12 protein-coding genes are annotated in these 16,682 nt (G+C 43.6%); 6 read left to right on the forward strand and 6 right to left on the reverse strand.

Translation table 11 applies throughout. The features are described from left to right. The first annotated feature begins 512 nt into the window (after positions 1 to 512). Complete coding sequence (locus WHS38_08080; GenBank protein ID MEJ5300932.1) at positions 513 to 1,421, forward strand: TetR/AcrR family transcriptional regulator; 909 nt, start codon at positions 513 to 515, stop codon at positions 1,419 to 1,421. Continuing rightward, positions 1,402 to 1,653, forward strand: coding sequence for an acyl carrier protein (acpP, locus tag WHS38_08085; protein ID MEJ5300933.1), 252 nt, complete (start codon positions 1,402 to 1,404; stop codon positions 1,651 to 1,653). Before WHS38_08080 ends, acpP begins: the two co-directional genes overlap by 20 nt. Positions 1,654 to 1,741: 88 nt before the next feature. Here the strand turns inward: acpP and WHS38_08090 are convergent, their stop codons facing one another. Then, a complete protein-coding gene (locus WHS38_08090; protein ID MEJ5300934.1) occupies positions 1,742 to 2,725 on the reverse strand; it encodes a hypothetical protein in 984 nt (327 codons plus the stop codon). A 193-nt stretch (positions 2,726 to 2,918) separates the two neighbouring features. On the opposite strand from WHS38_08090, the gene WHS38_08095 reads away from it, so the two are divergent. Then, the gene (locus WHS38_08095; GenBank protein ID MEJ5300935.1) at positions 2,919 to 4,274 is read left to right on the forward strand and encodes a TIGR00366 family protein; all 1,356 of its coding nucleotides are present in this window, start codon (positions 2,919 to 2,921) and stop codon (positions 4,272 to 4,274) included. 49 nt (positions 4,275 to 4,323) lie between these two features. Here WHS38_08095 and WHS38_08100 read toward each other — a convergent pair whose 3' ends face one another. Then, complete coding sequence (locus WHS38_08100; GenBank protein MEJ5300936.1) at positions 4,324 to 4,527, reverse strand: DUF6485 family protein; 204 nt, start codon at positions 4,525 to 4,527, stop codon at positions 4,324 to 4,326. 127 nt (positions 4,528 to 4,654) lie between these two features. Between WHS38_08100 and WHS38_08105 the strand changes: the two genes are divergently transcribed. Continuing rightward, positions 4,655 to 5,218: an isochorismatase family protein gene (locus WHS38_08105; protein MEJ5300937.1), complete on the forward strand. Its 564-nt coding sequence runs from the start codon at positions 4,655 to 4,657 to the stop codon at positions 5,216 to 5,218. Here WHS38_08105 and cbiD read toward each other — a convergent pair. The 4 genes from cbiD to WHS38_08125 form a co-directional block, all read right to left on the reverse strand. Further along, positions 5,215 to 6,381, reverse strand: a complete 1,167-nt coding sequence (gene cbiD, locus WHS38_08110) for a cobalt-precorrin-5B (C(1))-methyltransferase CbiD (protein ID MEJ5300938.1) — start codon at positions 6,379 to 6,381, stop codon at positions 5,215 to 5,217. The two genes, WHS38_08105 and cbiD, sit on opposite strands and share 4 nt — an antisense overlap. Positions 6,382 to 6,452: 71 nt before the next feature. Continuing rightward, complete coding sequence (locus tag WHS38_08115) at positions 6,453 to 8,159, reverse strand: glutamine--tRNA ligase/YqeY domain fusion protein (GenBank protein ID MEJ5300939.1); 1,707 nt, start codon at positions 8,157 to 8,159, stop codon at positions 6,453 to 6,455. A gap of 61 nt (positions 8,160 to 8,220) precedes the next feature. Next, on the reverse strand, positions 8,221 to 9,321 hold the full coding sequence (locus tag WHS38_08120; protein ID MEJ5300940.1) for a hypothetical protein: 1,101 nt from the start codon (positions 9,319 to 9,321) through the stop codon (positions 8,221 to 8,223). Positions 9,322 to 9,417: 96 nt separating this feature from the next. Then, the gene (locus WHS38_08125; protein MEJ5300941.1) at positions 9,418 to 11,079 is read right to left on the reverse strand and encodes an autotransporter outer membrane beta-barrel domain-containing protein; all 1,662 of its coding nucleotides are present in this window, start codon (positions 11,077 to 11,079) and stop codon (positions 9,418 to 9,420) included. A gap of 501 nt (positions 11,080 to 11,580) precedes the next feature. On the opposite strand from WHS38_08125, the gene gyrB reads away from it, so the two are divergent. Both gyrB and gyrA read left to right on the forward strand, forming a co-directional pair. Further along, positions 11,581 to 14,079, forward strand: a complete 2,499-nt coding sequence (gyrB, locus tag WHS38_08130; GenBank protein MEJ5300942.1) for a DNA topoisomerase (ATP-hydrolyzing) subunit B — start codon at positions 11,581 to 11,583, stop codon at positions 14,077 to 14,079. Positions 14,080 to 14,172: 93 nt separating this feature from the next. Then, positions 14,173 to 16,659, forward strand: a complete 2,487-nt coding sequence (gyrA, locus tag WHS38_08135) for a DNA gyrase subunit A (GenBank protein ID MEJ5300943.1) — start codon at positions 14,173 to 14,175, stop codon at positions 16,657 to 16,659. Positions 16,660 to 16,682 lie beyond the last annotated feature (23 nt).

The following is a 16,682-nucleotide window of genomic DNA, read 5'->3' on the forward strand; positions in this document are numbered from 1 at the left end:
GGGGAGGGAGTTTGTAGCAGGGCGAGCGGGCTGAAGTCTGCGAAGCTCTCGTGATCAAGGCGAAGTTGCGTAAATTCGGCGGTTGTGCAGTAGGGGCGAAAAATTTTTCGCCCCTACTTTACGCCTGAAATGGTGATGGTGATGAACCGGAGATAACGATAACCGTCCCGTAGGGGCAGGCCTTGTGCCTGCCCAATCCCAGGGCATGCCCGATTATGGGGCAACCACAAGGGATTGCCCCTACTTCTCGAACCGCCCGGTGCGGACCCGCATGCCGGGTGGTGTGGGAGGGGATCGGTCAAACTGACCCCCCTATCTCAATTCTGGCGAATTATAGTTGCTTCCCGGTCGCCTAAGTATAGAAAGATCTTCAAAGTTGAGCCACATTTCTCCCTTTTCCATGGTTTATGTTACTTTGCCACCCCATAAGGGGGTTTTCGAACACACTTTCTTTTTTCTTGACAACTTTTTTTCAATCCTGTAGGAACTGACTGGTCAGTCAGAGGAGAAGTATGCAAAATACCGTGAAAAAAGCTCAAATTGGTTACGAAATACTATCAGGACAAAAAATATTTAGTCAGCTTTCCTCCGTTCCGGAAGAAGACCAACCCAAAGTTTTACTGGAAATTTTATCTTCAGTCGCTGACTTGCTCTCAAATCGAGAAAGCCTAGAGACTCTGCTAGAAGAGATATCGGGAGAATTAAAAAAACCACTTTGCAGTCTGCTGGAAACTCTTCTCATAGAAAGCATCAAATCGTATCGATCGGTCTCCACCCAAAGGCAAACCGAAGATAGCTCTACATCACATCCCACTACGAAAGAGCTTATTCTCTCAGCCGCCCTGGAAGTTTTTGCTGCCAGGGGATACCACAACACTACCGTTGACGACATAGCCAAAAAGGCCGGTATCGCAAAGGGATCGATTTATAGATACTTCCAAAGCAAAGAGGCTTTGTTTAATGAAGTTTTGGAATCCCGCATAGAAAGCCTTGATAATTCTATACAGCGGATAATCAGGGAAGAAGGGGACATTATTCAAATTATTGGCAAATGTGTTGAAGCTTATCTCGCTTTCTTTGAAAATAACCAGGGCATATACCAGCTTCTTTTTCGGGAAAAGTCTTCATCGGAACGGCAACAGTATCTTAAGCGAGCTTTTAAGCGCCTTCTTCCCATAAGAAAGAAAATTTTTGAAGCGTCCAGAAAAGGTCTTTTCAAACCTATATCGTTCGAATTCATCTTTTATGGTTTCATGGGTTTTATACATGGCATTATCCAAAGATGGACCGACCATGGATGTAGCTATAGCCTTGCTGAAGAGGCTCCCGCAATTCTTGAAGTCCTTTTCAACGGCACAGTGCTAAACAAAAACAATTTAAATTTTAAGGAGGAAAAACAAAATGGACAAAGCAGCAATTAAGGAAAAAGTGATCGACATCATTGCAGACAAGCTCGGTATTGAAAAAGAAACTATTACCCCTGAAGCTCATGTAATTGATGATCTAGGAGCCGATTCTCTTGATGTAGTGGAGCTTATCATGGCTCTGGAAGAAACCTTTGACATTGAGATTCCTGATGAAGATGCAGAAAAGATCCGCACCGTTCAGGATATTTTTGATTACATAGACAGAGTTGTAGCCAACGCCGCCTAAGAAAAAATACACTGACGCCGTAGGGAGTGGATAATTTCTACGGCGTCGTTTTTTTGACTTTATTGGGTCATAAAACCATCGTTTTTAACTAGCTCCACTGGCTAAGGTGATCGCCCTTATTAGCTCCCAACCCAGCCAAAACAATAGACTTCTCTTCTTCAAATCTTCTAATAACCGCTTGTCGTATTCTGGAAGGAGAGGAAGAAAACTTGGTCGATCGAAGTGCATATACCTGTTCCACTATATCTTCTCGAGAAATCCTGTCTGCTTGTCCATTACCTGCTGCTAATACGTCTCTCAGTGCTCGCTTAAATATGGTAACAGCTCCCCCAACTCCATGCTGCACAGCCATACTCCACACCATTTCCTGGAGAGCCTTTGGTTCGGAATGAATATCAACGCCCGTTTCACTTTTTATCATCGCGCAGGCTGGTTCAAAATAACGATCTCTAATAAAATCCTGCTGAAGTTTTGCGAATTCTTCAGGAGATTCTCTTGCTATGGCTTTCCATTCTGAAGGGAATCGCCCGCTAGTGCTGCCCGTATTCGGAGGACCTGCAGCCCTGAGCCTATTAGCCCAGTCAGGTCTTCTGGTTTCCAGAAACTTTATGAATTGATCGACCGATCCCTGTTTGGAAGAAAGCTGATAAATGCCGTAAGAAGTGCCACCATTTGGATCGTAACCTATAGTTCCAGCTCCTGCTACAGGATCAGATTGAGATTCAAAACGACGGGAAAGTTCTCCAACATCGGTCACATCATTAGTTACAGATCGAGGAGCAACAGCTTCTTGTTCCTTGATCAATTCGGGAAGGTCAGACTCAATTTTGGTTTCGCCGGATCCGGGAGATCTTGAGACATTCATGGCCTGATTTAGAGTTGCCATAAAAGATGGTGGTGGAGAAGAAGAAGAAGAAGAAGGAACTGGAAAACTCTGTAATATTTTCCCTGTTCCTATTGATTCCACGAAAAAGAGTTCTCTTTGAAGGCTATTAAGCTGTCTTAAGCGAGCGATTAATTGCTCCGGCGTGATATGATACCTGGAAGAAAGGTTTGCTCCAATAACACCCATTTCGAATCCTCCCGCCATGATGAGAAATCCGCAGTTATTATTAGCATCTTTTATGCCAACTTAAATTTACATCTTTCGATCTTTCGCTGAAATCAAACTTTTTTTCTAAAAGGCTTTCCATTATATAATTCCGGAGAGTGGTTTTCTGGTCCGATGTTAACCAAAAAAAAACCGTTCACAAGGAGGAAACCTTATGTTACGAAGGCTTGCAGCTTTTTTTACTTACATCATGAAGCATTATTTGCCAGACGCTTATCTATTTTCCATTCTTCTTACATTCCTTTCAGTAATTCTAGCCCTGGTTTTCACGGATGCGAACTACATCAAGGTCATATCCGAATGGGGAAATGGAATTTACGGCATAGTGGCTTTTGCCATGCAGATGATCCTCATACTAATTACCGGACACGCTTTAGCTCTAACACCACCTATTCAAGCATTTCTACGATGGATAGCTTCCCAAGCCACATCTCCTATCAAAGCTGGTATGATTGTTTCTTTCGTTGCCGCCGTTTGTTCCTGGATTAACTGGGGATTTGGGCTAATCGTAGGGGGACTCTTGGCTCTTCAGGTAGCAAAAAACACAAAAAAAGTGGATTATCCCTACTTAATTGGAGCAGCCTACAGCGGTTTTGTTATATGGCATCAGGGACTTTCTGGCTCTGTTCCCCTTGTCATAGCTACGGCAAAACATGCTCAAAACTTTGTTGAAAAAATCACTGGATCCCCTGTTACTATATCTCAAAGCATTTTCCAGCCATTCAATCTTATCCCTGTTCTATTGATCATATTTACACTCCCCCTTCTGTTTGCCTTTATTCATCCTAAAGAAGAGGAAACAAAAACTGTATCTGAAGAAGATATAAAAGATCTACTGGGAGAAGCACCTAAAGTGCCCCGACCTGAAAACCCAACTCTGGCTGAGAAAATCGATCACAGCTATACCATCAACATGATCTTTGGTGCTATGGGGCTTTCTTACCTAGTGTGGCATTTTGCAAAGAAAGGGTTTGATCTCAATCTTAACATCGTCATTTTTATCTTTTTTATAACGGGCGTTATACTTCATGGAAAGCCCATTAACTACATTAAAGCCATTAACATAGCCATTAAAGGAGCAGGTGGTATTGCTCTGCAGTTTCCGCTTTACGGCGGAATCCAGGGAATCATGACCGGAACAGGGCTTGCTAAAGTAATCGCAGGATGGTTTGTGGCAATTTCGAATCCTAAAACTTTCTATTTGCTTCAATTCATTTCAGCAGGGATTATAAACATGTTCATCCCTTCAGGTGGAGGGCAGTGGGCAGCTCAAGGTCCTATCACCATGGAAGCTGCAAAGATGATGGGCATTGATCCAATAAAATCCGCTATGATGGTAGCATGGGGAGATCAATGGACAAACATGATTCAGCCTTTCTGGGCTCTTCCTCTCCTGGGATTGGCAAAACTTTCTGCTAGAGATGTTATGGGTTACACAACGATGACCCTGCTTTGGAGTGGGCTGATTTTCGCAGTATTTGCCTTACTAGTTGGATTTGGTGTTCTCTAATTAACCCTTATAAAACCGGAAGAGGAAAATGCCTCTTCCGGTTTTAAGATTAGATTTTTCTTTCCATTACCAGTCTAGCAAAGTGTTCAAAGGATCTATCGTATGTCCTTTCAGCCTCCGGAGGAAAACAACAGCCGGGAAGCTGCCGATTTTTAAGATGATAGCTCAAGCATTCACAGCAAATTCCCTTTTTGTTGCAAGGTTCATAAGAACAGGAGCATTTTTTTAGGTTTTCTTCTTTGCGACATTCCATAGGCCGATTCCTCCTTTTTAGCATACCGCTTGCAAATTTTTCGGAACTGTGCGAGCAATAGTTTTTATAAAGGAATTGAAAAGGCACTCGCAATGAAAAAAGCTTCTTATGAGAAAGGAGAGATCCGATGAATAAAGCGGTCGAATTTCTTAAGCGAGACGACTGTATTTTGCTTCTTGTGGATGTGCAAAAAACCCTTCTTGATCCATGTGTTAGAAGTGAAACCCTTAAAAGAAACTGTCAGGCTCTTATTGAAGTTGCCAAAGTACTCCAGATCCCCATTGTTTTTACAACTCACAATGCAGAAAAGCTGGGAGGGTTTCATCCTGAACTAATTGAGATGGTTGAAAATCCATTGGTTCTGAATAAGGTTGAATTTAGTTGCTTCGAAAATGAAGGCATCAGAAAGGCCATTGAATCCTTGAACCGCAAAACTATCCTGCTTGCTGGTATTGAAAGCCATGTGTGCATATTCCACACAGGAGCTAATGCATTGCGGCTTGGCTATCGCGTTGATCTGGTTACCGATGCCGTTTCATCTCGAAGCGAAGATAATAGACTTGTTGGAATTAAACGACTCGAACAGGCAGGAGCCGTAATGAGTTCCACAGAAATGGTTATATTTGAGCTTCTAAATAGAGCCGGCACTGATGAATTTAGAAAGCTTCTTCCTTTGCTAAAGACTCTCTAAAAAGATTCGTCAAAGAGAATCGTCCCATCGTAGTCAAAAAGAATAAGCCGGCGAGCAGGTATTTGGGAAGCAAACCTAACAGAAGCGTAAAGAGCTTCCCTGGAGATGCTCTGGATAGCCTCAAAGCAGGCTCTTCCCTTGAGCATCTCCAAAACTTGCCTTGCTGTGTTAGCATTCGAAACAGCTTTTGCGATTTCTCCCCGAAGCCCGGCTTTTCTAGCAAGTTCGCTCATGTCTATAAGACCTTCTCGAGCGTGAGTGTATGAAAACCCCATCGCCATCTTAACCGCCTTGCCAAAAAAAACTGCATGGACAACTTCAATAAAACCGTATTCCTGAGCCTTTTTGACCGCAAAGCCAAAAAAATCGGCAATCTGAATAAAAGCCGCATCGGGAAGATCGGGAAGTAATCTCCTGGCGTATTGTTCGCTTTTCCCACCCGTAGTTAACACCACAGTGGAACAGCCGTTGGTTTTAGCAAAACGAAGGGCATAATCTATCGTTTCTTCATAAGCTTCGTGAGAAAAGGGTTTTACCAACCCACTGGTTCCAAGAATAGAAAGCCCATCTACTATTCCCAAGCGAGGATTTAGAGTTCTTTTCGCAAGGGCTTTGCCTTCCGGTATGGTTAGCACTACATGGAAATCAAAGCCTAAGCTTCCGGGTAGAGCTAACAAGATTCTTCTGTTTTTATCCCACGGTGGAAGATTTGATAGCGGTGGACAAAACGGAACCTTTTCTAAAAGTGTCCTTATAGAGCTGAAAACATTTTCTACTATCATTTGCCTTGGAACAGGGTTTATTGCAGGTTCGCCGGGTGGAACAGGAAGCCCGGGCTTGGTCACTACCCCTATACCTTCACCTGCATCAAGCCAAATCCTACTGGAATTTAGCTCTTTCCTTACTAAAGCTACAGATGCTCGAACTAGAGCTCCATGAGTAATATCCGGATCATCCCCTCCGTCCTTTATAACTTCCCCGCACCAGTAGTATTTGCTTTGGCGGTGTAAAGTAACTGGTATCGGAATGTAAACACCAATGGGCACCTTTATAGAAACACAGCTGTTGGGTGGATTACCAAGCAGAGCTCTAGTAGCAGCAACTATTGCTGCCGTGGCGGCGCTTCCAGTAGAAAAACCTTTGCGGAGACCTTTTTTAGGCATAATCAAAAAACTTCATAAAAAAGGCGCACACTTGTGCGCCTCCATAGGTATATTTTTCAACAACACGAAGATTAAGAAGAATTGCCGGACACCAACCGCTTTTCAATTTTGCTCCAGGTATCTTTAAGGGTCACGATCCTATTAAAAACAAGTCTATCTTTTCTGCTATCCACTGGATCTACGGCAAAATAACCAAGTCTTTCGAACTGATATCGGCTTTCAGGCGGAGCATTAGCAAGGGATGGTTCTACATAGCAAGGATAAAGAATCTGAAGAGAGTTTGGATTGATGTATTTTCGAAAATCCTCGTCTTCTCCGAGATTGGTCATATCTTCTCGAGTAAAAAGATGATCGTAAAGTCTGACTTCCACTGGCACAGCATGGCGAGCCGATACCCAGTGAATCGTTCCCTTTACCTTTCTCCCGTCGGGACTCCATCCACCTCTCGTTGCAGGATCGTAGGTGCAGTGAATTTCTACAACGTTTCCTTTATCGTCTTTAACTACATCCACGCAGGTCACATAATAGCCGTAACGAAGTCTAACTTCTCGACCCGGAGCAAGGCGGTAGTAGTCTTTTGGGGGATTTTCTCTAAAATCGTCCTGCTCAATATAAAGCACCTTGAAAAAGGGAACTTTTCTGGTGCCCATCGATGGATCTTCCGGGTTGTTGATAGCGTCCAACTCTTCCACCTGATCATCAGGGTAATTGTCGATAACGAGCTTTAGAGGTCTAAGCACTGCCATAGCTCGAGGAGCGCGCTTATTGAGATCTTCCCTGATGCAATGTTCAAGAAGAGCCACATCCACCAGACTGTTTCTTCGAGCTACTCCAATGCGTTCGCAGAAGTCTTTAATAGCTTCTGGCGTATAGCCTCTACGGCGCAGTCCACGAATGGTTGGCATTCTGGGGTCATCCCAACCCGAAACATAGCCTTCCCTAACAAGTATAGAAAGATAGCGTTTACTAAGCACAGTGTAGGTCAGGTTCAGTCTGGCAAATTCGATCTGCTGAGGATGATAAAGTCCCAGTTCATCAAGAAACCAATCATACAGAGGGCGATGGTCTTCAAACTCAAGGGTGCATATAGAATGGGTTATGCCTTCTATGGAGTCAGATATGCAGTGAGCAAAATCGTAGGTGGGGTAGATACACCACTGGGTTCCCGCTCTGTAATGGGTCGCATATTTAATGCGATACATGACAGGATCACGCATATTTAGGTTAGGATGAGCCATGTCGATCTTGGCTCTAAGCACATGTGATCCTTCAGGAAATTCGCCGTTTTTCATTCTTTCGAAAAGATCAAGATTTTCTTCAACACTTCTGTTGCGATAGGGACTTTCCTTGCCCGGCTCGGTTAAAGTTCCTCGATACTGGCGAATTTCTTCCTGGCTCAGACTATCAACATAGGCTTTCCCTTGCTTGATCAAATCAACAGCATATGCATAAAGTTTGTCGAAATAATCGGAGGCGTAATAGAAGCGGTCTCCCCAGTCGAAACCAAGCCATTTCACGTCTTCCTGGATAGCCTTAACATAGGCTTCATCTTCCGTGGAGGGATTAGTGTCATCCATCCTGAGATTGCAAAGACCGCTATATTCCTGAGCAAGGCCAAAGTTAAGACAGATTGATTTAGCATGACCTATATGAAGGAAACCGTTGGGTTCGGGAGGAAACCGAGTATGGACTCTGCCCCCATAACGACCCGTCTTTATATCTTCTTCTATGATATCCTTTATGAAATTAGGCGGCGTTTTGAATTCCTTCTTCCCCATCGATCCCCCTATTCACATCTCCTGTTTGATCCTGTTAGGCTGGAACATAAAAAATTTCACCCTACGGAATCAAATAATCTTCAAGAGAAGGTGGATTTCCTGAAACCAGACTCACGATAGCCAATTCCTCATTTACTATTCGCTCAACTTTAACTGTTCCTTTAGCATCGCCTGGAACCCATCCTGCCGGCGTTCCCGTGGGAGCATTAACAATCTTTCCGCTAGGAATAACCTTTAATATATCTCCTTCCTGAAGACCGGAAGCCGATCCTGCGCTAATAAACCAGCGATTTTGACTCTCCTGAGAAAAGGCATGGCAAAACCATGGCATAATACCTTTCTTTTCAAGAGCTATATCAACGAGTTTTTCAGCCACAAGCTTCATGAACTCCTGACGATTCGATTCTGTCTGAACAGGCATCTCCACTTCAAGTGAAGGATAGCGATAATTAAGCCCTGTATCCACAATACTTATTCTTGCTTTGGCTTTCTGTTGTTTGGAACCACTTGGCACAGATAAAATCTCAACCACATTCAGAAATCTTACTCCAGGGTAAATACCTGAAATGCTAGAAACACAGGCAAGATCGCGTTTTTCAAGGCAATCGGTCTTAGAAAGCACTTCTTTTATCGTCTGGTGATCAACATACAAAAGTCCTCTGGATGTCGTAACCTCTCTAGCAGTTCTCAAAAAGCTTTCTCCATCTTTGATGCTGATCGCTTTGTAATCCACTATGAACCCAATTTTCATACGATATTCCGCTGGTTTTTTGAGCGGTGGAGCTTCTGCGGGGGCAGCACTCTTTGATTTGGCTTCTTTTTCTTTCTTAAAAACGGCTTCTTCAAGGCGAGCTAGACGTTTTTCCTGTTCATTAGCTTCAGCCTTCGCCTTCGATCCTGCATCAGCAAAAACTTCTATGAAGAAGGTGGATTCCTTCTCGGGGTTACGTTTCATGAAATAATCACCGGAAGCCAGATAGGGCTGATCTATAAACATGCGGCGCACTTCGGCATTTGAGAAAGACCGACCTTCCTCTTTGGTTTCACTAGTAATATCCGGGAAGGAAAAGACCTTAGATAGACCGGTCTTGCCTGATTCGGAGCAAGCCGAAAGCGCTATTAAAGCTAAAGCACCGATCAAAAATGGTGACCATTTTTTCATGTTCTTCCTCCTAAAATATAAAAAGGGGTATAATGAACATTCGCCATTATACCCCTTTTGTATAACTTCACAAGCAGGTTTTAACCTGGAAACTCCTTAGAAGTTCCAGATAAGCTCTGCAGCCACTCGAGAAGCCATATCGTCAGCCTTTGTTCCACTGATAGCCCTGGTCACGTCCTTTATAACATCTCCTGGGAAGAAAAGTGCCCACTGAGCTTTTACAAACACGTGTTTATTGAGAGCCAATGTAATTTCATTATCCCATTCGGTTCCGACATAGCCAGAATCAACCCTGGAGGTAATTGCTGGATTAACCCAGCTTGTTACGTAGAAATCCTCATTCCACCAGAAAATATTTGCATTGGTTCGGTAGATGAGGAACTTTTCAGGCATAATTGTCACACCGAAGCTCAACATGGTCATACCAGGGTTATCACCCCGACCATTACCAGTTCCGGAAAAGTTCACAAGACCACCAGTGGGAACGGGGGTTCCGTTTCCGTAAAACTCAGGAATGAAACCATAAAGCGCTGTTCCTAAAACATAGTTTGTGTCGGCAAGAATGGTATTTTCACCTCCGAAGGCGGTGGCAAATCGTTGAGCGTTCGCTACACCTTCGTAGCCGCTAAGCTCATCATCGGTTGGATCATCATCACCGGAGGTATAGATGAACCCAACGTGAGGCTTTACAGAGAAACCGAAGAATTCCTTGAGATCAACACTGATGTCACCAGCAAAGGCATAAGCGCTGATATCATAATCTTCGGGTCGCCCATATCTGCTAAGACCCGTGTTATCAGCTGATCCAAACTGATACACGCCTTCAAGCATAACATTAATTATACCGAACTTGCCCGTCCAGTAGCCACCAATATGATGGGAATCTACTTCGGGGTAACTGTTTCCCGTAATACCAGCTGCTCCACCAGACATAGCACTTAGAAAATCTCTGACAGGCATATTTCTGATACGGTCGAAAGTGTAAAACAATTTAACGCTATGATCATCGGTAAGTTTAATCTTTGCCCAACCTGCTAAAACATCGCGGTCATCGTCCAAATCGTAAAAAGCTTTAGATGCCGTATTGGGACCTACAAACTTTATAGAAGGTTGCCAATCGGAATTTTGCAACTTATGGTAAGCAACGCTCCAGATTACCTGATCGCCATTCCAGGAACCATCAAGCCAGAACCCTGGGTTATCGTCAGCATAAACCAATCCTCCACCCTCGTAGTGATCCACTCCCCAAACATCCCATCCGGCATGGAGTCTCATATCAAAAGGAAGGGCCACACTGGCGTTAAGTCTTTCAAGACCAAAGTTACTTGAATCAAAGAAACCACCACGATTATCAACAGCATTAGTATCAATAGGTTTGTCATATTCCAAAGCGGCATAAAATGACCAGGCTCGATCCTTTGACATAGCGTTAAAATAAAGTCTATTTTCGCTGCGAATGTATTGATCTATTACGGTGCCAGCTTCATTAGCATGCTGTTCAAAAAATCTACGGTTGAGAGCACCTCCGAGAAAACCACTCACATTATCAGACATTCCAAAATCCCAGTTGGATTCAAACGTAGGAACAAATCTTGCTTGAGCTCCAAAGCTCATGAGAAGATCTCCCTTGGTAGCGACGGCTACACTGCCGGGACCTACTATGGTTTCCTTCGTGATGTCTTCTACCGTAGCTGCAAGGGACACCCCAGCAAACAGCAAAAAAACTGCCCCAAAGGTAATGCACCAAAGTTTCTTCATTTCCCTTCCTCCTTTCATCTTAAAAGACCTTGAAATTACACCAACACCCCAAAACCTTGACTTGATGATAACGAGGCAGTGTGTGTTTATTTTAACAACGCCGCCCCTAGAATTTATATATTAAGCTCTAGAAAAGAGCCGCCCCTTTGACCCTCCACACACTTCTAATCACAGCCACAAAAAAGTTGTCAAGAAAAAATTTTTCGTATTAATAATCAAACAATTGTTTTAAAACAACGCCGGAAAAGTTATTGTTTCAGGAACTAATTCACAAAAGGATAAAGTAGCAAAAGCATCAAAAAGATGATATATTTAACAAGAACATATCGGATTAACAGCAGGACAAAAGCCTGCATGCTGAAAGAGCAATGCGATTTGAAGCGATGATAAATTAAGATAAGAACTGAAAGCGAAGGAGTTACAAAAAATCTCCATCGTAATATTCCGTCGTCCTGATCATTCGCTCAGGACGGCAATCGTGGAAAGCGGGAGGCAAAAAGAATGGAAGAATTAACTGTGGGACATTCTTCCTCTTCAGACAACTCATACACTGCTCAACAAATCACCGTTCTGGAAGGACTTTCTGCAGTCCGAAAGCGTCCTTCCATGTATATTGGGAACGTATCAACCGAGGGACTACACCATCTCGTATTCGAGGTTGTTGACAACAGTGTAGATGAGGCTCTGGCTGGATACTGCACCACAATCGACGTGGTCATACACATGGACGATAGCGTAACCGTGGAAGACGATGGTAGGGGCATTCCTGTAGATATCCACGAAAAGGAAGGAATTCCAGCGGTTCAGGTGGTTATGACCATCCTTCATGCCGGGGGAAAATTCGGAACCAGTGCTTACAAAGTCTCCGGCGGATTACATGGGGTCGGCGTGTCAGTAGTAAACGCCTTAAGTGAATACCTTGAAGTTGAGATAAGGCGTGATGGCAAGATTTACTTTCAGCGTTACGAAAGAGGAACTCCCGTAACAGAGCTTAAGGTCATCGGTGAAACTAAAAAGCGTGGCACAAAGATAACCTTTAAACCCGATCCGGAAATTTTTCCTGATACCACCATTCACTACGACATACTGGCTGAACGTCTTCGGGAACTAGCCTATCTTAACCCTAGCCTTACAATCAGGCTAACCGATGAACGAACCGGAAAATCTAAAACCTACAGCTACTCAGGTGGGCTAGTCGCCTTCGTCCAATACCTAAATAGCAATAAAGAAGTCCTTCATCCAGAAATTATCGCCTTTTCAGGTTCCAGATCGGGTGTCATTATGGAAGCTGCTCTTCAGTATAACCAATCCTACAAGGAAAAAATCCTTTCCTTCGCCAATAACATCAACACAAAAGAAGGTGGAACCCATCTGGTAGGGTTCAAAGCCGGACTTACTCGAGCAATCAAACATTATGCAATTGAACATAAAGTGCCCAAACAGGAGGTGGAAAAACTTTCTGGGGAGGACGTTCGAGAAGGACTGGTAGCGGTTATAAGCGTTAAGGTGCCGGAACCGCAATTTGAAGGTCAGACCAAAACAAAACTTGGAAACGTCGAGATTAGAAGTTACATGGAACAACTCACTTATGAAAAGCTCAGCATCTTTTTCGAAGAAAATCCCAAAATTTTCAAAATCATACTGGATAGAGTTATCGAGGCGGCTCGAGCTAGAGAAGCAGCAAGGAAAGCAAGGGAGTTAACTCGCAGGAAGAACGCTCTCGGCGATCACGGTTTACCCGGCAAACTTGCAGATTGTCAGGAAAGAGATCCAGAAAAGAGTGAAATATTCATCGTAGAGGGCGATTCTGCTGGAGGTTCTGCAAAACAGGGGCGGGATCGGCGCTTTCAGGCTATACTTCCTCTTCGAGGAAAAATCCTTAACGTGGAAAAGTCTCGATTCGATAAAATGCTTCAAAATCAGGAAATCCGCACTATGATCGCTGCTCTTGGAACGGGGATTGGTCCCGAAGAGTTTAACATCAATAACCTTAGATATCACAAAATCATTCTTATGACCGACGCAGATGTAGATGGCGCTCACATAAGAACTCTTCTCCTTACTTTTTTCTTCCGCATGATGCCCGAAATTATCGAACGGGGACATCTTTATATAGCTCAACCACCCCTTTATCGAGTAGCCGAAGGAAAATCTGAGACTTACATAAGAGACGATGATGAGCTTTCAAAATTCTTATTTCAAAGAGCTGTAAACAAGACATCGATACTATGGAAAAGTTCCAAAGATGACACTGAACCGTGGAAAGAATTTCCTCCGGAAGAAATCCACAACTGCCTGAACATATTTTCTAGATACAGCCAATGGATCGAAAAAATGGTTTTGAAAGGTATCCCTAAAAATCTTCTCGAAACGTTAATAAAAGGCTTCGTGAGAAACGAAAAAGAATTGCTCGACCACGCCCCCTTCAAAATTACAGGTTCATCGCCTTTTAATTTTGCGTCGAGAATCAAAGAATACCTCGAAGAATTAGGGTATACTGTAAGTGCAATTGAACTCGAGGAAGAACAGCGAGGTTATGACCTGGAATTACAACTTCATGAAGATGGATTGAGGTCTTTCCGACTCCGCTATGAATTCCTGAGATCGGTTGAATTCAAGAGGCTTGTTGACCTGTGTTTGCCGCTGTCATCATACTTCGATGCCTTTTTCAAAGTAACCCTATCTTCAAAGGCAGGATCCGGTGTCAGCGAAGAAAGTAAAGTAACATTCTGCCAGGGATTTAGAGAACTCTACAATTATCTTTCCGACTTTTCTCGAAAAGGGCTCACCATTCAACGTTACAAAGGTCTTGGTGAAATGAACCCGGATCAGTTGTGGGAAACAACCATGAACCCAGAAAAAAGGACTCTTCTTCAAGTCAGAATAGAAGACCAATACCAGGCAGAGGAATTATTTACCATTCTTATGGGAGACCAGGTTGAGCCAAGAAAGGAATTTATTCAGGCAAACGCACTGGAGTTCAGAGAACTAGATATTTAGGAAAGATGCAACTCGAATGTTCAGATAAGGGATTATCTACACTAGCAGATAAAAGACCTTAATAATTGCCAGAACTATACGGAGGAGCAATAAATGCCGGAAAGGGTTGTCAATATTGAAGACGAACTGAAGTTCTCCTATCTCGACTACGCAATGAGCGTTATCGTAGGAAGGGCGATTCCTGATGTAAGAGATGGGCTCAAGCCCGTCCATCGTCGAATACTCTACGCCATGTATGAACTGGGTAATGACTATAACAAGCCCTACAAAAAATCGGCCCGCATAGTAGGTGATGTCATAGGTAAGTATCACCCCCACGGCGATGCGGCAGTTTATGATGCTCTCGTTCGCATGGCTCAGGACTTTTCTATGCGCTACCCCATAGTCGATGGACAGGGAAATTTTGGATCAGTCGATGGAGATCCTCCGGCAGCAATGCGTTATACCGAAGTCCGGATGGCTAAGATTACTCATGAATTTCTTAAGGACATAGAGAAAGAAACCGTCCCGTTTGAGCCAAACTACGATAATTCACTTATGGAACCAATGGTTCTTCCAACTCGAGTGCCAAACCTTCTTCTCAACGGTGCATCCGGCATTGCCGTTGGTATGGCAACAAACATCCCACCACATAACCTCAGGGAACTGTGTCAAGCCATACGTGCCTATATCGACAACCCTTCCATACCGGCTGATGAGATAATGAAAATCATGCCGGCACCCGATTTCCCAACAGGGGGAATCATTGTTGGGCTTGAAGGTATAAAATCGGCTTACGATTCGGGTCGAGGATCGGTAAGGCTTAGAGGTAGAGTAACCCTCGAAGAACTTAAGGGCAAAAAGCAAGCTCTCGTCATCACTGAAATACCATTTCAGGTAAACAAGGCGAAACTTATAGAAAGAATAGCCGAACTGGTTAAAGAGAAGAAAATCGAGGGCATACAGGATATTCGAGACGAATCGGACAGGGAAGGGCTGAGAATTGTTCTTGTCCTCAAAGCTGACGAAAATGCTAAAACCGTAGAAAACCAGCTTTACAAGTTCACACCTCTTGAAGTGAATTTCGGTATCATCATGCTGGCTGTTGTAAACAATCGACCAGAGGTTTTAAGCCTGAAAGAGATTTTTGCTCAATTTGTAAACTTCCGGCGGGAAGTGGTTTTAAGACGCACGGAGTTCGATTTAAGAAAGGCTGAAGAAAGGGCTCATGTTCTGGAAGGACTTGTTGTGGCTCTTGATAATCTGGATGCCGTAATACAGATTATACGTTCATCACCAACACCATCCAGCGCAAAGGAACGTCTTATCCTGTCCTTTAATTTATCCGATAAACAAGCTCAAGCCATTCTCGACATGCGCCTCCAGCGTCTTACTGGCCTTGAGCGAGAAAAGATTCTTGATGAATACCGTTCGGTTCTTAAAGACATAGAACGTTTTCGTCATATTCTTTCGTCGCCGTCCTTAGTGGATCAAATCATATCGGAAGAACTCAAAGAAATCGAAGAGTCTTATGGTGACGAACGTAAGACCCAAATTGTGGTGGAAGAATTCGGCCAATTTGATTGGAACGATCTTATTCCCGAAAAGGATGTAGTAGTTGTTCTTACAAGAGCAGGATACATCAAAAGAACACCGCTTCAGTCGTATCGCAGTCAGCGAAGGGGCGGTAAAGGCAAAAAAGGGGTATCAATCCGTGAAGAAGATATTACATCTCTTGTAATCACGGCATCCACCCATGACACTCTGCTTGTTTTCACCAGCACGGGACGCGTTTACTGGCTAAACGTCAGAGACATCCCCGAAGTGGCTCCTTCAGCACAGGGAAGATCCATTGCAAATCTTCTAAACATTCAGCCTAATGAAAGAATAGCCACCATTATGGCAATTCCATCAAAACTGGAAGACTTTAAGGGGAGCGAAGAAGAAGCAACAGAGCTTCCCCCGCCTTATGTTTTGCTGGCAACCAAAAAGGGCGTTCTAAAAAAGATGTCTCTTAGGCTTTTCAGCCGTCCTATAAGTAGCGGAGTGCGAGCTATAACGCTTCGGGATGGAGATGAACTTATTCGAGCTAAGATAACTTCGGGGCAGGATTGCGTTTTTCTTATGTCCGATGTGGGCAAAACTCTTTTTATCGACGAATCAGAAATTCGCCCTATGGGTCGTGCAGCTCAGGGCGTCCGTGGAATGACCCTAGATGGATCCGATCTTATCGGGATGGAAATCTACAGTTCTAAAAGTTCTGAATCGGAAGATTCGCTTCTGGTTGTTTCCGAAAACGGCTTTGGTAAAAGAACCTTTTGTAGTGAATTTAGAATTCAAGGAAGAGGTGGTAAGGGTGTGTTAAATTTGAAAGTAACAGAACGAACCGGGCGTGCCACGGCTTTTTGTATTGTAAAGCCGGAAGACGAAGTGCTTCTGATAACTAACTGTGGACGCATTATACGGCTTAAAGCATCCGACATCAGAACCATGGGCAGAACCACTCAAGGAGTCAAACTCATGGAAGTTAATGAAGATGAAAAGGTTGTGGATGTTACAGTAGTAAGCGAGGCAGATAAAGAAGAAAGCGATAGTGATTAAACTAAAATGCAAGGAGAGAATAG

The organism is Thermodesulforhabdaceae bacterium (assembly GCA_037482015.1).
Lineage (GTDB): Bacteria > Desulfobacterota > Syntrophobacteria > Syntrophobacterales > Thermodesulforhabdaceae > JAOACS01.